14 protein-coding genes are annotated in these 15,899 nt (G+C 38.1%); 13 read left to right on the plus strand and 1 reads right to left on the minus strand.

All coding sequences use genetic code 11. The features are described 5' to 3' along the window. Positions 1-199 precede the first annotated feature (199 nt). Positions 200-1,552, minus strand: a complete 1,353-nt coding sequence (locus Q7O90_RS01090) for a hypothetical protein (RefSeq protein ID WP_304126414.1) — start codon at positions 1,550-1,552, stop codon at positions 200-202. A gap of 396 nt (positions 1,553-1,948) precedes the next feature. Between Q7O90_RS01090 and rpmB the strand changes: the two genes are divergently transcribed. The 13 genes from rpmB (at position 1,949) to recA (ending at position 15,783) form a co-directional block, all read left to right on the plus strand. Further along, positions 1,949-2,140, plus strand: a complete 192-nt coding sequence (rpmB, locus tag Q7O90_RS01095; RefSeq protein ID WP_273068058.1) for a 50S ribosomal protein L28 — start codon at positions 1,949-1,951, stop codon at positions 2,138-2,140. 156 nt (positions 2,141-2,296) lie between these two features. Continuing rightward, complete coding sequence (locus Q7O90_RS01100; protein WP_304126418.1) at positions 2,297-2,695, plus strand: Asp23/Gls24 family envelope stress response protein; 399 nt, start codon at positions 2,297-2,299, stop codon at positions 2,693-2,695. Positions 2,696-2,698: 3 nt separating this feature from the next. Next, complete coding sequence (gene recG / locus Q7O90_RS01105; RefSeq protein ID WP_304126421.1) at positions 2,699-4,744, plus strand: ATP-dependent DNA helicase RecG; 2,046 nt, start codon at positions 2,699-2,701, stop codon at positions 4,742-4,744. Between the two features lie 24 nt (positions 4,745-4,768). Further along, positions 4,769-5,305, plus strand: coding sequence for a 16S rRNA (guanine(966)-N(2))-methyltransferase RsmD (gene rsmD / locus Q7O90_RS01110; protein ID WP_304126424.1), 537 nt, complete (start codon positions 4,769-4,771; stop codon positions 5,303-5,305). A gap of 55 nt (positions 5,306-5,360) precedes the next feature. Continuing rightward, complete coding sequence (gene coaD, locus Q7O90_RS01115) at positions 5,361-5,849, plus strand: pantetheine-phosphate adenylyltransferase (RefSeq protein ID WP_273068051.1); 489 nt, start codon at positions 5,361-5,363, stop codon at positions 5,847-5,849. 17 nt (positions 5,850-5,866) lie between these two features. Continuing rightward, positions 5,867-6,457, plus strand: coding sequence for a hypothetical protein (locus Q7O90_RS01120; protein WP_304126426.1), 591 nt, complete (start codon positions 5,867-5,869; stop codon positions 6,455-6,457). After that, on the plus strand, positions 6,378-7,673 hold the full coding sequence (locus Q7O90_RS01125; RefSeq protein ID WP_304126429.1) for a tRNA(Met) cytidine acetate ligase: 1,296 nt from the start codon (positions 6,378-6,380) through the stop codon (positions 7,671-7,673). Before Q7O90_RS01120 ends, Q7O90_RS01125 begins: the two co-directional genes overlap by 80 nt. Positions 7,674-7,777: 104 nt before the next feature. After that, positions 7,778-7,960, plus strand: coding sequence for a 50S ribosomal protein L32 (gene rpmF, locus Q7O90_RS01130; RefSeq protein ID WP_094234218.1), 183 nt, complete (start codon positions 7,778-7,780; stop codon positions 7,958-7,960). Between the two features lie 114 nt (positions 7,961-8,074). Continuing rightward, complete coding sequence (locus tag Q7O90_RS01135; protein WP_304126433.1) at positions 8,075-11,227, plus strand: FtsK/SpoIIIE family DNA translocase; 3,153 nt, start codon at positions 8,075-8,077, stop codon at positions 11,225-11,227. Then, a complete protein-coding gene (gene rimO, locus Q7O90_RS01140; RefSeq protein WP_304126435.1) occupies positions 11,227-12,552 on the plus strand; it encodes a 30S ribosomal protein S12 methylthiotransferase RimO in 1,326 nt (441 codons plus the stop codon). Before Q7O90_RS01135 ends, rimO begins: the two co-directional genes overlap by 1 nt. Further along, a complete protein-coding gene (pgsA, locus tag Q7O90_RS01145; protein ID WP_304126438.1) occupies positions 12,553-13,083 on the plus strand; it encodes a CDP-diacylglycerol--glycerol-3-phosphate 3-phosphatidyltransferase in 531 nt (176 codons plus the stop codon). 132 nt (positions 13,084-13,215) lie between these two features. Further along, a complete protein-coding gene (locus Q7O90_RS01150; RefSeq protein WP_304126440.1) occupies positions 13,216-14,466 on the plus strand; it encodes a competence/damage-inducible protein A in 1,251 nt (416 codons plus the stop codon). Between the two features lie 240 nt (positions 14,467-14,706). Beyond that, positions 14,707-15,783, plus strand: a complete 1,077-nt coding sequence (gene recA / locus Q7O90_RS01155) for a recombinase RecA (RefSeq protein WP_304126441.1) — start codon at positions 14,707-14,709, stop codon at positions 15,781-15,783. Positions 15,784-15,899: the final 116 nt, after the last annotated feature.

The following is a 15,899-nucleotide window of genomic DNA, read 5'->3' on the forward strand; positions in this document are numbered from 1 at the left end:
AGATTATTACATTATATAATTCATATCATTATATCACATATATTCGTATGAAAAATATTAATAGAGGCTTAAATTAAATTATTATATAAAAACGCCTCTATTCTATCTGAAATTCATCAAATAGGGCAGAAGCGTTAAATTGTTTTTTTTAATAGAATTGTTTAAAATTACAGTCTATTACATGCTAATAAAATGCATTTTAAAAATTTATTAACCCAGATTTTGTATAAGAATTTACATAGTTCAGTATAGTATTCGTTACCTTTATACCTGCATCTGGATCATCGTCATTTAGGTTAATATGAGTAATATTAGCTTCGGACTGAACACTCTTAAGCAGTGACATGGTTGTAAATTTTTGGTCCCTGTCAATTGGAATAGCGATTGTCTGTGCTGCTTTATCATTTACATTTGAGTAAATAGAGCTGAGAGCACTAGAAAGCTTTTGGTCTTTATTTTCATATGCATCATATAGGTCATAGGTCTTAATTTCTAAACCAGATAGTGATGCTGCCGAGGCATTATCCTTCATTATTTGGTCACGATATGCATTTGTAACACCTGTCGTATTCATTTTAAGATGCATAATATCACCTTCTACATATAGTTCTTCCATTGTATTTGTCGCATATACATCACCCTTTGAATACTTATGAGGAATCTTATCCTCGTCACTGAACCTATAATTGCTATTTTTATCTATATAAAGATAAGTTGTTAAATACTCAATCGTGCTTTGAGATATTGCCGTATCGGGTAACTTTGATTCATCTGTGATGATAGAATAGGTCATCTTAGCATCTGGAAAATACTTCTTGTTTGCCTTCATGAATTTCTCAACTTGGCCGTCAAAGTACTCCTTTGTATCATCTAGGTTGTATGAATCTACAAGAAGTGTAAATTCAAGAGAACTAGGATACATATTGCCGTTATTTCCAACCTTCATATCAGCAATCTGGTATGATACAGATTTGTTTTTATATTTAGATACTATGGAACTAAATACATCAAATACATCTGGTTGTTGTGAGATGTATGAGCTAGGAACATCGGTTTTGATGCCAGTAATCTTAATTTTGATACCAGTGTTCTGTGTTCTCGCTTCTGTGGTATATGGGATTGATATGTCACTCATGCCACTTGCAAACGAATTATTTGATATATATAGTTTCTTTCCGCCGCTAACATATATAACATTAGAATTAGTTGGAATATATGATTTGTTTATATTCTTTGCTCCGACATGATCATTGTTTTCGTTATTCATAAAGATTGCTATTACACTGCCTCCATTTGTCTTGGATGTCGATACTTCATGGAGTGTAGCGAGTGAGTCAGCATCAATAGCCGCAGTCTTATAATTATAATCAGCGATAACAACGGTTGCAGGAGCTGTGACATCTGATGCTGTCTTGGTGATAATTATATTACCGTGTTCATCGGTTATAAATAAGACCTTATCTTTAGCGGTTTCACTTTCGATAAATTTCTGCAGTTCAGCATTAGATTTAAAATCTTTTGATTTTGATAAGAGCTGCTCGCGAAAACTCATGTAGTTTTCCTTATTAACAAGTCGAGTCTTCGTCATTTTATAATATGCGATAATGCCGACAAATGCTAAAACAATTACGAGCACAATAGCTGTGGTTTTTTTATTAGAATTACGCATGGAAATCCTTTCAGTTTTTTATATCTTATATAGATTTCATTATACAGAGTAAGTGTGAAGATTAGAACAAGAAAATCTACTATTATGATACTTAATTATTTTCTAAATTTATCTTATAAACATAGATAAAATAAAAGTTGAATTTGGTAGTAGTATTGTTATAATTAAATGAATAGAAAAATGATAACAAAACCCTTGCACCTAGTGCAATTGTTGTGTTATAATTTTCATCGCGTTACTAGTGAATGCAACTATATTAACTGCAAGGAGGTGCGGCAAATGTCCAGAAAATGTGAAGTTTGCGGTAAGGGTCAGACTTCGGGAAACGCTGTTTCTCATTCTAACAGACATTCGAAGAGAAAGTGGAATGCTAATATTCAGTCTGTAAGGATTAGCGAGAACGGTACGGTCAGAAAGGCAAACGTTTGCACGAGTTGCCTGAGATCTGGCAAAGTAGACCGTGCCATTTAGTCTATATACCCGATTTCTTGTCTTAAACGGCTAGCCGTTTAAGGCTTTTTTTATTGAATATAATCGAGATATAATCGCTATTAATTAAATAATCGGATATAATCTTAAATATAGATTCACGGAAGAAATGGTAGTTAATGCGATGCGGAGGATATCATGCAGGTGCTTAATAAATCTCATTATGGAGCTATAAACATCAGTAAACAAGTTATGAATAAACTTGTCCTTGATGAATTACTTAAATATGAAGATATTGTATTCCCATGTAGCCATACAGGAAAACCCTTAAAAAAAGGATTCTTTTCCGGCATAAATGAGCTGCTTTCTTCTATTGAGATTCACGAGGTGGCTGATGGGACTTACATATTTTTCTATATTATAGTAAAGTTTGGTGAAAGTATTAATGAGATTTGCAATGCTATTTTTGATAGTATAGAGCGTGACTTCGAGATGTTTTCTCTCGTCAAACCTGTAGAGATAAAGGCTTGCGTTAAAGGTGTACAAGCTGAGCATCTTACGAGAAGAGATTTTGAAGTGATTAGGACGAATAAATAGAATATGAGATTAAGTGATAGTATAACGACAATCAAGGGTGTGGGTGCTAAAAAGCAAATACTGCTTGAGGCTATGGGAATATTCACTATATACGACTTACTTGAACATAAGCCGTTTAGATATCAGAACAGACTGAGTAGGGCGCCTTTTATGGATGTTCCTGAAGGTAAAGATGTTTTGATAGGTGGCATATTAATTAATAAGAGGCTTAGGTCTATAGGAAAAGGTCGAACAATGCTTGAATGTGCGCTCCGAGATGAGAGCGGTATCTTTCACGCAATTTTTTTTAATATGCCTTTTCTTGAAAAGAATTTAAGATTGGGCACTGATTACACATTGTTTGGTAAGATGAAGTGGAGAAATGGGGCAAAGACTATTGTCAATCCTGAAATGTATCCTGCGAATAGTCCTCGAGACATTCGTGGCATAATTCCTGTCTATAGGCGCTCTGCAGGAATAACCTCTAATGAATTATCTAAACTGATTCGAAGTGTACTGGAAAGGCTAGATGAATCCTGCGAGTGGTTGGGCGATGAGATTATCGATAAAAATAATCTTGCTCCCGAGGACTATGCATATAGGAATATTCATTTTCCAGAAAGTGGATCAGCCTACAACAGGGCAAAATTTAGGCTAATATATGATAAACTGCTGGCATTTCAATATTCCGTTTTGTATAACCGTAGACTACTTGATGAAGAATGTGAAAACTCAAAGATTGCTCAAGTAGATATAAGCAAATTCTTGGAGTCACTTCCTTTTAGTCTTACTGAAGGACAGCAGAGTGCAATAGATGATATAGAACATGACTTGATGAATAAAAGAGCCATGAACAGGCTAGTGCAAGGCGATGTTGGCTGCGGAAAAACTGTCGTCGCTGAAACAGCTATCTTTCATGCTGTTAGTGCGGGGTGGCAATCTGCGTTTATGGCGCCAACTGAAATTTTAGCTAGACAGCACTTTGCTAAGCTAAGTGTGGATTTTGCAAAGTTCGGAATGAAAACAGCACTTCTTGTTAGTGGACTTAAAGCAGCTGAGAGAAGAGAAATTCTTGAAGGTATTTCTAGCGGTGATATTGATATAATTGTAGGGACACATGCTCTCATTCAGTCTGATGTACAGTTTGCAAAGCTAGGTCTAGTTATAACCGATGAGCAGCATAGATTTGGTGTTAACCAGCGGAAGATTTTGTCAGAAAAGTCAGAAGCCGTTAATGTACTGGTAATGTCGGCAACTCCAATTCCCAGAACGCTCGCGGCTACAGTCTTTGGTGATATGGATTTTTCTGTAATAAAGAGTAAACCATCGAATCGCAAGGATATAATAACAAGATATGCTACCGAAAAATCTCGAGAACGTGTGTATGCAAATGTTTATAAAGAGGTAAAGAGCGGTAATAGAGCGTATATTGTGGCACCGTCAATCGAGGATAATGAAGAAAGCGATTTAATATCTGCGGAAGCGCTGTATGAAGAACTGAAATTAAAATTCAAGGGTTTAAATGTAGGGCTTATTCATGGAAAACTTGATAAATTAGAAAAAGAGCGAATAATGAATGAATTTGCTGATGGGTCTATCAATGTGCTTGTATCGACTGTTGTAATTGAAGTTGGTATAGATGTTCCTGAAGCAACTGTCATAGTAATTGAAAATGCAGAAAGATTCGGTTTAGCTCAGCTACATCAACTTAGGGGAAGAGTCGGAAGAAATGATTTGCAGTCGTTTTGCTATCTAATTTGTTATAGTGATTCTGAGAATGCAATAGCACGAATGAATGCCATGGTAGAGATGAGCGATGGATTTGAGATTAGCGAAGAAGATTATAGGCTGCGTGGTGCGGGTGATTTGATGGGGACTATGCAGCACGGGTATTCAGGTAATAGTTTTTATGACTTATTTGGATATGATAAAATATTAAAACTTGCAACTTCTGACGCAGAACAGATTCTGTCTAAGGATCAAAGTGAGATTAAAGAGCTCGTAGACATAGAGCAGCTGCAGCTTAGAACAAACAATATCATGATGCAAGATAATAGTAATATAATATAGTAGGAAATAGCAAAGGAGATATCAATGAGGATTAATTCCGGCAGGTTCAAATACAGAAAATTGGAGATTCCTGAGTGCGCTAGACCCACTACAGAGAAAGTTAGAGAAGCGGTCTTCAGCATGCTTATAAATAGGGTAGAAGGAGCGACTGTGCTTGATTTGTTTGCAGGCTCGGGATCATTAGGACTCGAAGCTCTATCAAGAGGGGCAGAGTTCTGCGTTTTTAACGAAGGTGATAGAAAAAACTATAAGATTCTAAAAAATAATATTACAAATTGTAAGGCTGAAGAAATTTCTTCAACATATAATAATGATTTTAGAAAGGCTCTTACACTTGCAAATAGAGAGTTTGATATAATATTTGTAGACCCTCCTTACCGTGAAGGGTATTATGGTGAAGTCTTTGAACTCGTTGAGGAATATGGGCTTTTGGCAGATGGTGGAGTGATCGTAGCCGAGCATTTAAACGATAATGAATTATCCGACAACATACTTGGCTTCTCTAAAATTAAGCATAAAAGGTATGGAACTATAGGTGTAGACTTCTTTGAAAGAGCTTAAAGCCTTGCAAATACAATATCTGTTTGTTAAAATACGTTGAGAGATGGTGATAAAAATGAAGAGAACTGCAATTTATGCGGGTTCTTTTGATCCGATAACCAATGGTCATTTGGATATAATTGAACGCGCAGCTAATATGTTCGATAGTTTGACTGTCGGCATAGCCGTTAACAGTTCTAAGACTCCGCTCTTTACCTTGGATGAACGCAAGAGGATAATTTCCAAGGTGACGGAACACATACCTAATATTGAAATCGATGTATTCGATGGACTGCTCGCAGAGTATGTTAACAAGCACGGTTTTGAAGCGGTTGTTAGGGGGCTTAGAGCAACTACTGATTTTGAATATGAAATTCAGATGGCGCAGATGAATGCTCGCTTATACACGGGTGGGACAGAGACTGTTTTCTTGATGACAGACCCTCGGTATTCGTTCATTAGTTCATCTCTCATCAAAGAAGTGGTATCTTATGGTGGCGATGTAGATGGGTTGCTACCAGACTATGCAAACGAAATGATTAAAACAAAAGTTGATAATCAATAAACTAGGAGGAAATCGTTATGAGCGACGCATCAATTAGAGTTATGACACTACTTGACGATCTCGAGGAAATTCTGGCTAATGCATCTAAGGTTCCTTTTTCGGAGAAGGCAATTGTAGATAGCGATGAAATTAGGAGTATTGTTGATGATATCAGGCTCAGTATGCCTAAGGACATTCAGCAGGCAAAGTGGGTTAAGGACGAGCAGGACAGAATTCTTAACGAAGCAAGAGGCGAGTACGATAAGGTAATCATCGCGGCAAAAAAGCAGGCTGAATATCTTGTTGAGAATGATATTATCAAGAAGGAAGCTGAAAAGAGGGCAGATGCTCTTATCTCTGAGGCTGAAAATCATAGCAGATATATTAAGCTTCGTTCTTATGAGTATGTAGATAAACTTCTTTTCGACATGCAGAATGACATTGCGAAGGTTGCTACAGAGTACATTCAGCCAATGAATGATTACTTTACTGATATGCTCGGCGAGATGAATGGAAGAGTAAATGGAAACCGTCAGGAGATGAAAGCACTTGCTGAACGAATTCAAGGCGGAGCCTCATATAGCGAAGGTCAGCAGACAGCTCCTGAAGCAGAAGAAGAGGAGCAATAATTACCCGATGAAAGTTTTGGGAATTGTTGCTGAATACAATCCTCTTCATAATGGACATTTGTATCATATCAATAAGGCAAAGCAAGAAACTGGTGCTGATGCAGTAATAGTCGCTTTAAGCGGAGATTATGTGCAGCGCGGTGAACTTGCTGTGACTAACAAGTGGGTTAGAGCAGAGTCCGCAATTAAGAATGGAATAGACGCAGTGTTTGAGATACCTGTTTATGCATGTCTCGGCAATGCGTCTGTTTATGCTTCTACGGCAATTAAACTTCTCTCTGCAACTGGTTTTATAGACGTTATATCATTTGGTAGCGAATCGGGTAATTTAGAAAAATTGACAGAGACTGCCTCTAATCTGAATGACATAAGGATAGGCGAGAGGATTAATGAACTGTCAAAAGACGGACACAGTTATCCAAAGGCGCGTTTAATTGCGTACGAGGAGCTATTTGGTGATAGTTCTAATGAAATTTTAAGTAGACCAAATGATACACTTGCACTTGAGTATATCAAAGCAAATGCAGTCCTTAAGAACTCAAATATTGATCTTCATACTGTAAAACGCGAGTCATCTGGGTATTCAGCAGCCTTTGATAATCGTATGAAATTTCAAAGTTCATCTGGAATTAGAAAAGCCATTCGAAATAATATTGATGTATCTGATTTTATGCCTGAAGATTCAGTGAAGTACATGAAAAATAAATCTGCTCTCACTAGAGACAGAATAGATGATAATCTATTTAACCTAGTGAGATATGCCCTTTTAAATCTTTCGTCTGATGAAATTGACGAGTTTCCACAGGGTGGAGAAGGTATAGGAGCAAAGCTTCTGGATTCAATTAACAAATGTAAGTCGGCAGATGAACTTATTATGGCGGCAAAGAGCAAGAGGTATACATATACCCGCATTTCAAGGCTTTTGATGCAGGTTTTACTAGGGATTAAACGCACCGAGTTTGATGGAATGAATCCAGGATACCTTAGGCTGCTTGCTGCTAATGAGATGGGGAGAAAGCTTGTTAGAATGGCAAAGAACGAAGAGTTAAATATGCTGCCCATATTGACAAATATCAACAGGGAAGCTCAGAATCTACCAATATTTGCTAAGAATCAATTGCTTCTTGACATTAAGGCTGCGGATACTTACAATATTGTAGCAATGAATGATATGTACAAAGAATCGGATCGTGTAAAAAGTCCGACAATGCTTTAAATTTCATTGACATAGATAGATGTTACGTATATAATATTGACTTGTAATGCGTGAAACGTAATTTCAATATTTGAGATAATCACATTTGTAAGGAGGTGTCGACAATGGCAGTACCAAAGAGGAAAACATCGAAAGCAAAGACTGCTAGCAGAAAGGCTGCTAACATGAAGATGGGCGCTCCAGGACTTTCAACTTGTCCTCAGTGTCATGAGCCAAAGCTTCCACACAGAGTTTGCCCAACATGCGGATTTTATGATGGAAAAGACGTCGTAAATAACGCTGAATAGTTAAGACAAGCCCATGATCCGAGATATCTCGGGTCTTTTTCTTTTTTTGCAAATATACTTTACAAATAGTATAATTAAAGGAATGTAAAATGTATAAACACGAATTGGGGAATTATGGCAGAGGATAAGAAAAAACGTGGTCCAGGTAGACCGCCCGGAAGTAAGAATAAGTCAAAGAAATCTGCATCTGCTTCTAATAACAAAAGAAGTAGCAGTAATGCGGAGAATGCTGAACAGAAGCAGATTCGTGAGATGCAGGAAAAAAGGAATTCACATAGAAAGCTTATTGATGAGATATGGGGAATTGCCATATTTGCAATAGGTGTTTTTTTGATATTTACGATGAAGAGTGATAGTACTGGAAGCTTCGGTCACGGAATACACAACATTTTACGAGGTCTATTCGGCGGGATGTCTTATGTGCTTCCATATTTTTTGATATTGGTTGCAATTTGCTTATTCCTTCAGAAGTTACAGCATTTAAATGCTAGGACAGCATCATTAACTACACTCATATATTTTATGATGTGTGCACTTAATGGATACAGATTTGTAGACTCTAGTAACATCAAATTCGGATTTGGTGACATATTGATTTTTTATCGAGATGGCGTAAAAGGGTATAATGCCGGAGCTGTCGGGATGGAGTTAGCAAATGTTCTTGTTAAGCTTATCGGAAAACCAGGATTGATCATCCTCGGTTTAGCTTTGATTGTTATATCTGTGCTCTTAGTCGCAAATACTCCTATTTCTAAACAAATACACGCATTTAGAGAAGCTAGAGAAGAGAAACGCCTAATAAGGGAATTTGAGCGTTCAGGTGGGACTATTGGACCGTCATCAAGTTTTGGAGTGAATAAAACAAATGATGCAGGGGTTACTTCTGATAGAACTGATAAAAATGAACAAATGAAGTTTGGAGAGGACGAGCAAGTAGGCGTGAGCACTACCTCTGCAGCCTCTTCAGCCGTAACTGATTATAACTTCGCTGGAAATACGAGTCATGTCTATAATGATGAATTGGAAGAAGAACCAACATCAGGTTTATTTGGTAGAATGCTTGCCAAACACCTTAATTCTAGGAAAGAAAGAGATCAGGCGAATGATATCGGAGCTACTAGTATAAAACCTGTAAAAGATAGCTTAAGTAATGGTGATTCTCAGAGCGGTGAGTCAAGTGGAAAGAAAACTGCCGCAGGATTTCCTGACGAGTCTACTAGGAGAGAATTGGCGAATATGCTCGATAATGGATCTGACTTTGGTGGAGATGAAAGTGGAGCCTATGAGGGATATAGAGGGAAGGATGTAAGCGATATTGGTCGCGGTCTTGGTACTGGAGATGATTTATCATCGCGAGGGCAAGCTGGCTATGGGCTTGATGGTGCTATAGAATCATCATCTTCAGGATCGACTGGTCTTTGTGGATATGATGGAATAAGTGATGATAGAAGCATTTCTCCTAAGTCGGGATTAGGGCTTGATGATTCAAACGCAGGAAAAACTTCAAGGTCTAGAATTGCAACTTATCGTGGCCCAGGGACACCTGAATTTGATGGATTAAAGGCACAGGAATCCGCATTGAAATCCGGTCTTGGTGCAAGTGCAGGAATAGGCGCGGCAACAGCTGCTGGAAATCTTGTATCTGGAAAATCTACAGAAGATGCCGTATATAATCAAAAAGAAGATACTAGACCGACTAAGGCTGACCATGACGAAATTGTAAAGCAGGTGGAAGAAGGTCAAGCAAAGAAGGAAAGCAAATATGTATTCCCTTCGGTAGATTTACTAAGTAGGCCTAAGCCTAATAACAATATGATGAGTGGCAATCAACTTGAAGAACGAGCTCGATTGTTAGAACAGACCTTGAATGATTTTAATGTAGAAGCGAAGGTCCTAAATGTTACACAAGGTGCGTCTGTTACGAGATATGAAGTTCAACCGGCTACAGGCGTTAAAGTTAGCAAGATTACAGGGCTTGCTGATGATATTGCTCTTAATATGAGGGCAAAGAGCATTAGAATAGAGGCTCCAATCCCTGGTAAAGCAGCTGTTGGAATAGAAGTCGAGAACGAAAAAGCAGCACCTGTACTTATTAGAGAGCTAATCGAATCTAATGAGTTTAAGCATGCAAAGTCTAAGATAAGCTTTGTCGTTGGAAAAGATGTTTCGGGAAGGAATGTCATTGCAGATCTTCACAGCATGCCTCATATGCTTATAGCAGGTGCAACTGGTTCTGGTAAGAGTGTGTGTATAAACACCATAATTACAAGTTTTCTTTACAAAGCTTCGCCAGATGAAGTTAAACTTGTACTTATCGACCCTAAGGTGGTTGAACTAGGGAGCTATAATGGAATACCGCACATGTTAATACCAGTTGTTACAGATCCCAAGAAAGCAGCTGCTGCGCTTAACTGGGCAGTAAACGAGATGCAACAACGATATAACAAGTTTGCTGAGATTGGAGCTAAGGATCTCGCATCATATAATCATTCTGTTTCTAACTCTGGAGATGCAGAAAAGGTTATGCCTCAGATTGTTATCGTCATAGATGAACTTGCAGACCTCATGATGGCGGCGTCATCTCAGGTTGAAGAAGCTATATGTAGACTAGCACAGAAGGCAAGAGCCGCTGGTATGCATCTCATAGTAGCTACTCAGAGACCATCTGTTGATGTTGTAACTGGTCTGATTAAGGCAAATATTCCTTCAAGAATTGCATTTAGTGTATCATCGCAGTTTGACTCACGTACAATTATCGATACTGCTGGAGCTGAAAAACTTCTCGGTAAGGGTGATATGCTCTTCTCACCGGTTGAGGCTAACAAGCCTATCAGAATTCAGGGTCCATACATATCAGAGACGGAGAGTGCTGCGGTAATTGACTTCGTAAAATCGCAAAGCGAAACGGAATACCGAGAAGATGTGATTCAGAGCATTGAAGTAACAGACAAGCCTGTTGCACAGGAGTCAGCAGAAGATGAACTAACTGAAGATGCAATAGAATTTATTTTAAAGCAAAAGCAAGCATCGGTTTCTATGCTGCAGCGTAGATTTAGAATTGGATATAATCGTGCAGCTCGCATCATTGATGAGATAGAAGATATGGGCATAATTGGTCCGTCTGATGGTTCAAGACCTAGACAAGTGTTAATGACCGAGGAGGAGTATTATGGACCAGCTGATCAAACGACCTTTGATAGCGGAGCACAAAATGACGATTTGGATCCTAAAGACGATGAAGTGGTAAATAGTAACGGAGATTTTTAATGACAAATACGAACAAGACGTTCTATATTGATACCTTAGGGTGTGCGAAGAACGACTATGATTCGCAGGTTTTAGCAGCTGAACTCATGAGTAGAGGGTGTACACTTTCAGATTCTCCAGAATCGGCAGATATTCTGATTGTAAATACTTGTGGTTTTATTGAATCGGCGAAGATTGAATCAATTGAACATATATTCAGTATGGCAGCTATTAAAGGAGAGACTAAGAAGCTTGTAGTAACAGGCTGTCTTTCAGAACGTTATCATGAAGATTTGGTAAAAGAGATTCCTGAGGTTGACATTTTTACAGGTGTTAATGACTACGACGAACTTCCTGAACTACTGCTATCAGCTGAAGAAGTGATGGCAGACAGTGTTAAGGGGAATGTTGGTAGAGTTCTGCCATATAAAGAAAGGATTCTTCCGAAGAATTCGTATTCTGGCGTTCTTAAAATTGCTGAAGGCTGTAATAACACATGCGCATTTTGCGCTATCCCTAAAATTCGCGGACCATACCGAAGTAAAAAAATTGAGGATGTAGTTCGAGAAGCGGAAGTTATGGCTGAGCAGGGAATTAAAGAACTAACCATTATAGCACAGGATACATCTTATTACGGTAAAGACCTTTATGGCAAAGCTATGCTGCCAAAACTCCTAGAAGAGCTATGTAATATAGATGGTATCAATTGGATTAGAATCATGTACGTTTACGATGATGGGATTACGGATGAGCTTATCGATACAATTGCTGCAAATGAAAAAATATGCAATTACTTAGATATACCAATCCAACATATTTCAGATAACGTGCTTAGTCGGATGAGGAGAAATTCAACAGGAGATTCCATCAGGGATACATTCAAAAAATTGCGCGATAATATCCCAGGGGTACATATCAGAACCACTTTGCTTGTAGGATTTCCGGGAGAGAGCGAAGAAGATTTTGATGAACTTGTAGAATTCGTAAAAGAGGCTAAAATCGATAGATTAGGTGTATTTGCATTTTCTGATGAAGAGGGTACTCTATCTCATAGACTTGATGGAAAGCTACCAGAAGAAGTAAAAGAAAATCGCAGAAATACTATAATGGAGCTACAGGTTGGTATAAGTGAGGAGCTCAATCGAAATAAAATCGGAAATATTTTCGAGGTAATGGTCGATGAAGTTCAATCTGATGGTGAATACATAGGTAGAACAAGATATGATGCACAAGAGATTGATAATGAGGTTACTTTCACTAGTAAGCTTGCTCATATGTCAGGGGATATTGTAAAGGTTAAGATTACAGAGGCTTATGAATATGATCTCATAGGTGAGGAGGTTTAGATGAATTTACCTAACAAACTTACAGTTGGCAGAATGATTGCTGTTCCATTTTTTGTCGCTGCATTCATGTTGCAGTATTACATGATAGCATTCATTATATTTATTGCTGCTTCGTTTACTGATTTATTGGACGGGAAGATTGCTCGAGCAAGAGGTCTTGTTACTAACTTTGGGAAGATAATGGATCCGCTAGCGGATAAAATATTGGTATATTCAGCGCTTTGTCTTTTAATAGGCGAAGGAACGATTCCGGCATGGTCGCTTATTGTTATTCTAGCTAGAGAGTTTGCAGTAAGTGGAATGAGAACAGTTGCAGCCTCAGAAGGACGAGTAGTTGCCGCTGGAATGAGTGGTAAGATTAAGACAGTTCTTCAGATGTTGGCAGTCCCTACACTAATTCTTGCGCTCACGCTTGATTCAGTATACGTGCTGATGACAATAGGTATGGCGCTCTTTTGGGCGTCTTTAGCAGCAACTATTTATTCAGGGTGCGAATATATAATCAAAAATAAAGACGTATTCTCAATGTAAATTTTGCTTTTCAAATATATTGCAAAATGTCAGTAGTATTAGTATAAAAATATAAATTTAATATATTAAACTTACTCGGGGTGCTCAGGTACGCCGAGTAATTGCGTAGAGGGGTAATAAGGGGTAATTAAGATGAACGTCTCGATAATAGCGGTTGGAACTGAATTACTTTTTGGTCAGACTGTAAATACAAATGCGACATATATTTCAAATCAATTGAACCTGATGGGGTTTAATGTCATGTATCACCATGTAGTAGGTGATAATCCTGGAAGGTTAAAAGAGTTAATTCAGTCTTCCTTTGTTGAAAGCGACATGATTATACTGACAGGTGGACTAGGACCAACTCAGGATGATCTTACCAAGGAAATAGTTGCAGAGGCTATGGGTGTAGATCTGTATTTTGATGAAAGATGCTATAGGGAAGTAAAATCTTATTTTGATGATAGAAATCGAATTATGGCTGAAAATAATCGCAAGCAAGCATATATACCTGTAGGCGCGGAAGTATTTCATAATGAAGCTGGAACGGCACCGGCTTTTGGCATTGAGAAGAACGGGAAATGTGCAATTTGTCTACCCGGTCCACCACGTGAGATGAAATGGTTATTTGAAAACTGTGTAGTAGATTATTTAAAAAGATTTTCAAGTAAGCAAATGTATTATAGGGTTATTAGGACTATCGGGATAGGTGAATCTGACCTAGAGACGAAGCTTCTTCCAATCATCGATAATCAGAAGGATCCTACGATAGCAACGTATGCAAAAGAAGGTGAGTGTACACTGCGTGTAGCTTCACAGCGAGAAACGATGACAGAAGCTCAATTAGCTGTGGAGAACATGATTCGTGAGATCGACAAGTTAATTGGGAAGTATATATACAGTTATAATGATGAGGAACTTGCTGAGGTTGTCGTTAGGAAGCTTAGAGAAAACAAATTATCTTTATCATCTGCAGAATCATGTACGGGAGGCATGTTCGCATCTTGTATAACTGATGTGCCAGGTGCATCTAATGTTTTTTCACACGGATTTGTCACGTATAGTGAGACTGCGAAAGCTGGAGTTTTGGGCGTTGATAGTAAAATTATAAAAGAATGCTCTGTCGTTAGTTCAGAAGTTGCTATTTTAATGGCAAAAGGAGCACAAAAGTCTTCTAATAGCGATATTGCAATCTCAATAACAGGATACGCTGGACCAGAAGCTGATGAAGGACGTGAAAATGGAAATGCTTTCATCGGGTATGCCTGTGGCAATAAACTAGGTAACAAGAGCGGTTTTATTGAGATTAACACCAAGAGAAACGATAGGAAATGGAATCGTAACTTCTTCAAACTTAGGATGCTTTTAGTTGTTTATAATATCATCAATGACGCAATTTAAGTAATTAATAAAAAGTGATCTAAATATTAAATCGATAATAGATAATGCTAGATTTCTATGTAATCTCATGAATATTGGTAAAATGTATTATAGTGTGAAAATTTACTTAAATAGTGGTTATAATATTGATTTATATCGATATTTAATTTGACCGTTATCATGCAAAGAATATATAATCTTGACAAACAAAAGAAGATTATATACAATACGAACAGATGTTCGAAATATACAGGAGGGACTATGGCAGTTAAGTCAAGTAAAGACAAGAGTTTAATCGGTAATGTTAGTGATAAAGAAAAGGCTCTTGAACATGCTCTAGATGAGATTCAGAAAGCGTTTGGCAAAGGTGCAGTTATGAAGCTTGGAGATGAAGGTCTTCATAACAATATTGAAGGGATTTCCACGGGCTCTATATCACTAGATGTTGCTACTGGTATCGGTGGTGTTCCCCGCGGCCGTATTGTTGAGATTTATGGACCTGAATCATCAGGAAAGACAACTCTTACATTGCACTGCATCGCAGAGGCTCAGAAGGCTGGCGGTAAGGCAGCGTTTATCGACGCTGAACATGCGCTAGATCCTGTTTATGCTAAGAATCTAGGTGTAGATGTAGATGATTTATTAGTGTCGCAGCCTGATACTGGAGAACAAGCGCTAGAGATTTGCGATATGCTTGCACGAAGTGGAGCTATTGATCTTATTGTTATAGACTCTGTGGCTGCACTAGTTCCAAAGGCTGAAATTCAGGGTGATATGGGGGACTCTCACGTTGGACTTCAGGCCAGACTTATGTCACAAGCCCTCAGAAAGATTGCAGGAACCGTTAACAAGACTAATACTTGTGTTATTTTTATCAACCAGCTTCGTGAGAAAATCGGAATCATGTTTGGTAATCCAGAGACGACAACTGGTGGCAGAGCACTCAAATTCTATGCTAGCATGCGACTTGACGTAAGACGTGCTGATTCTATCAAGCGTGGTGATGAGACCATTGGTAATAGAACCAAGGTTAAAATTGTAAAAAATAAAGTAGCACCTCCATTTAAAATTGCTGAGTTCGATATAATGTATGGAGAAGGTATTTCTATTGCAGGTGATGTGCTAGATACTGCTACAGCTATGAAATTCATTGATAAAGCGGGTTCGTGGTATAGCTATGAGGGTGAAAGAATAGGGCAAGGTCGTGAGAATGTAAAAGAATTTCTTGTTTCTCATCCTGAGATTCTTGAGACTCTTAAGACTAAAATCATGGATGCAATTCACGGTAATGATGAAGAAGAGCTTAAAGTTGACGAAGATGGAGTAGTAATCGAATAATAATGATTTATAATGTTCTGGGATTTGACATAAGTCCTGGAACATGTTATATTTAGACGGTTAGCCGCACAGAATGGGTTTTTAAGCGTAGCACCCGCAATTCTGGCGAGTCTGGT

The sequence above is a fragment of the Mogibacterium diversum genome (assembly GCF_938028775.1).
Classification (GTDB): domain Bacteria; phylum Bacillota; class Clostridia; order Peptostreptococcales; family Anaerovoracaceae; genus Mogibacterium; species Mogibacterium diversum_A.

Bases quoted from the DNA above. Each gene is read 5' to 3' on its own strand.
- Q7O90_RS01150 (WP_304126440.1), top strand. From the start codon at position 13,216: ATGAACGTCTCGATAATAGCGGTTGGAACTGAATTACTTTTTGGTCAG.
- rpmF (WP_094234218.1), top strand. From the start codon at position 7,778: ATGGCAGTACCAAAGAGGAAAACATCGAAAGCAAAGACTGCTAGCAGA.
- Q7O90_RS01100 (WP_304126418.1), top strand. From the start codon at position 2,297: ATGCAGGTGCTTAATAAATCTCATTATGGAGCTATAAACATCAGTAAA.
- rpmB (WP_273068058.1), top strand. From the start codon at position 1,949: ATGTCCAGAAAATGTGAAGTTTGCGGTAAGGGTCAGACTTCGGGAAAC.
- Q7O90_RS01135 (WP_304126433.1), top strand. From the start codon at position 8,075: ATGGCAGAGGATAAGAAAAAACGTGGTCCAGGTAGACCGCCCGGAAGT.
- rsmD (WP_304126424.1), top strand. From the start codon at position 4,769: ATGAGGATTAATTCCGGCAGGTTCAAATACAGAAAATTGGAGATTCCT.
- recA (WP_304126441.1), top strand. From the start codon at position 14,707: ATGGCAGTTAAGTCAAGTAAAGACAAGAGTTTAATCGGTAATGTTAGT.
- Q7O90_RS01090 (WP_304126414.1), bottom strand. From the start codon at position 1,552: ATGAGTTTTCGCGAGCAGCTCTTATCAAAATCAAAAGATTTTAAATCT.
- rimO (WP_304126435.1), top strand. From the start codon at position 11,227: ATGACAAATACGAACAAGACGTTCTATATTGATACCTTAGGGTGTGCG.
- Q7O90_RS01120 (WP_304126426.1), top strand. From the start codon at position 5,867: ATGAGCGACGCATCAATTAGAGTTATGACACTACTTGACGATCTCGAG.
- coaD (WP_273068051.1), top strand. From the start codon at position 5,361: ATGAAGAGAACTGCAATTTATGCGGGTTCTTTTGATCCGATAACCAAT.
- recG (WP_304126421.1), top strand. From the start codon at position 2,699: ATGAGATTAAGTGATAGTATAACGACAATCAAGGGTGTGGGTGCTAAA.
- pgsA (WP_304126438.1), top strand. From the start codon at position 12,553: ATGAATTTACCTAACAAACTTACAGTTGGCAGAATGATTGCTGTTCCA.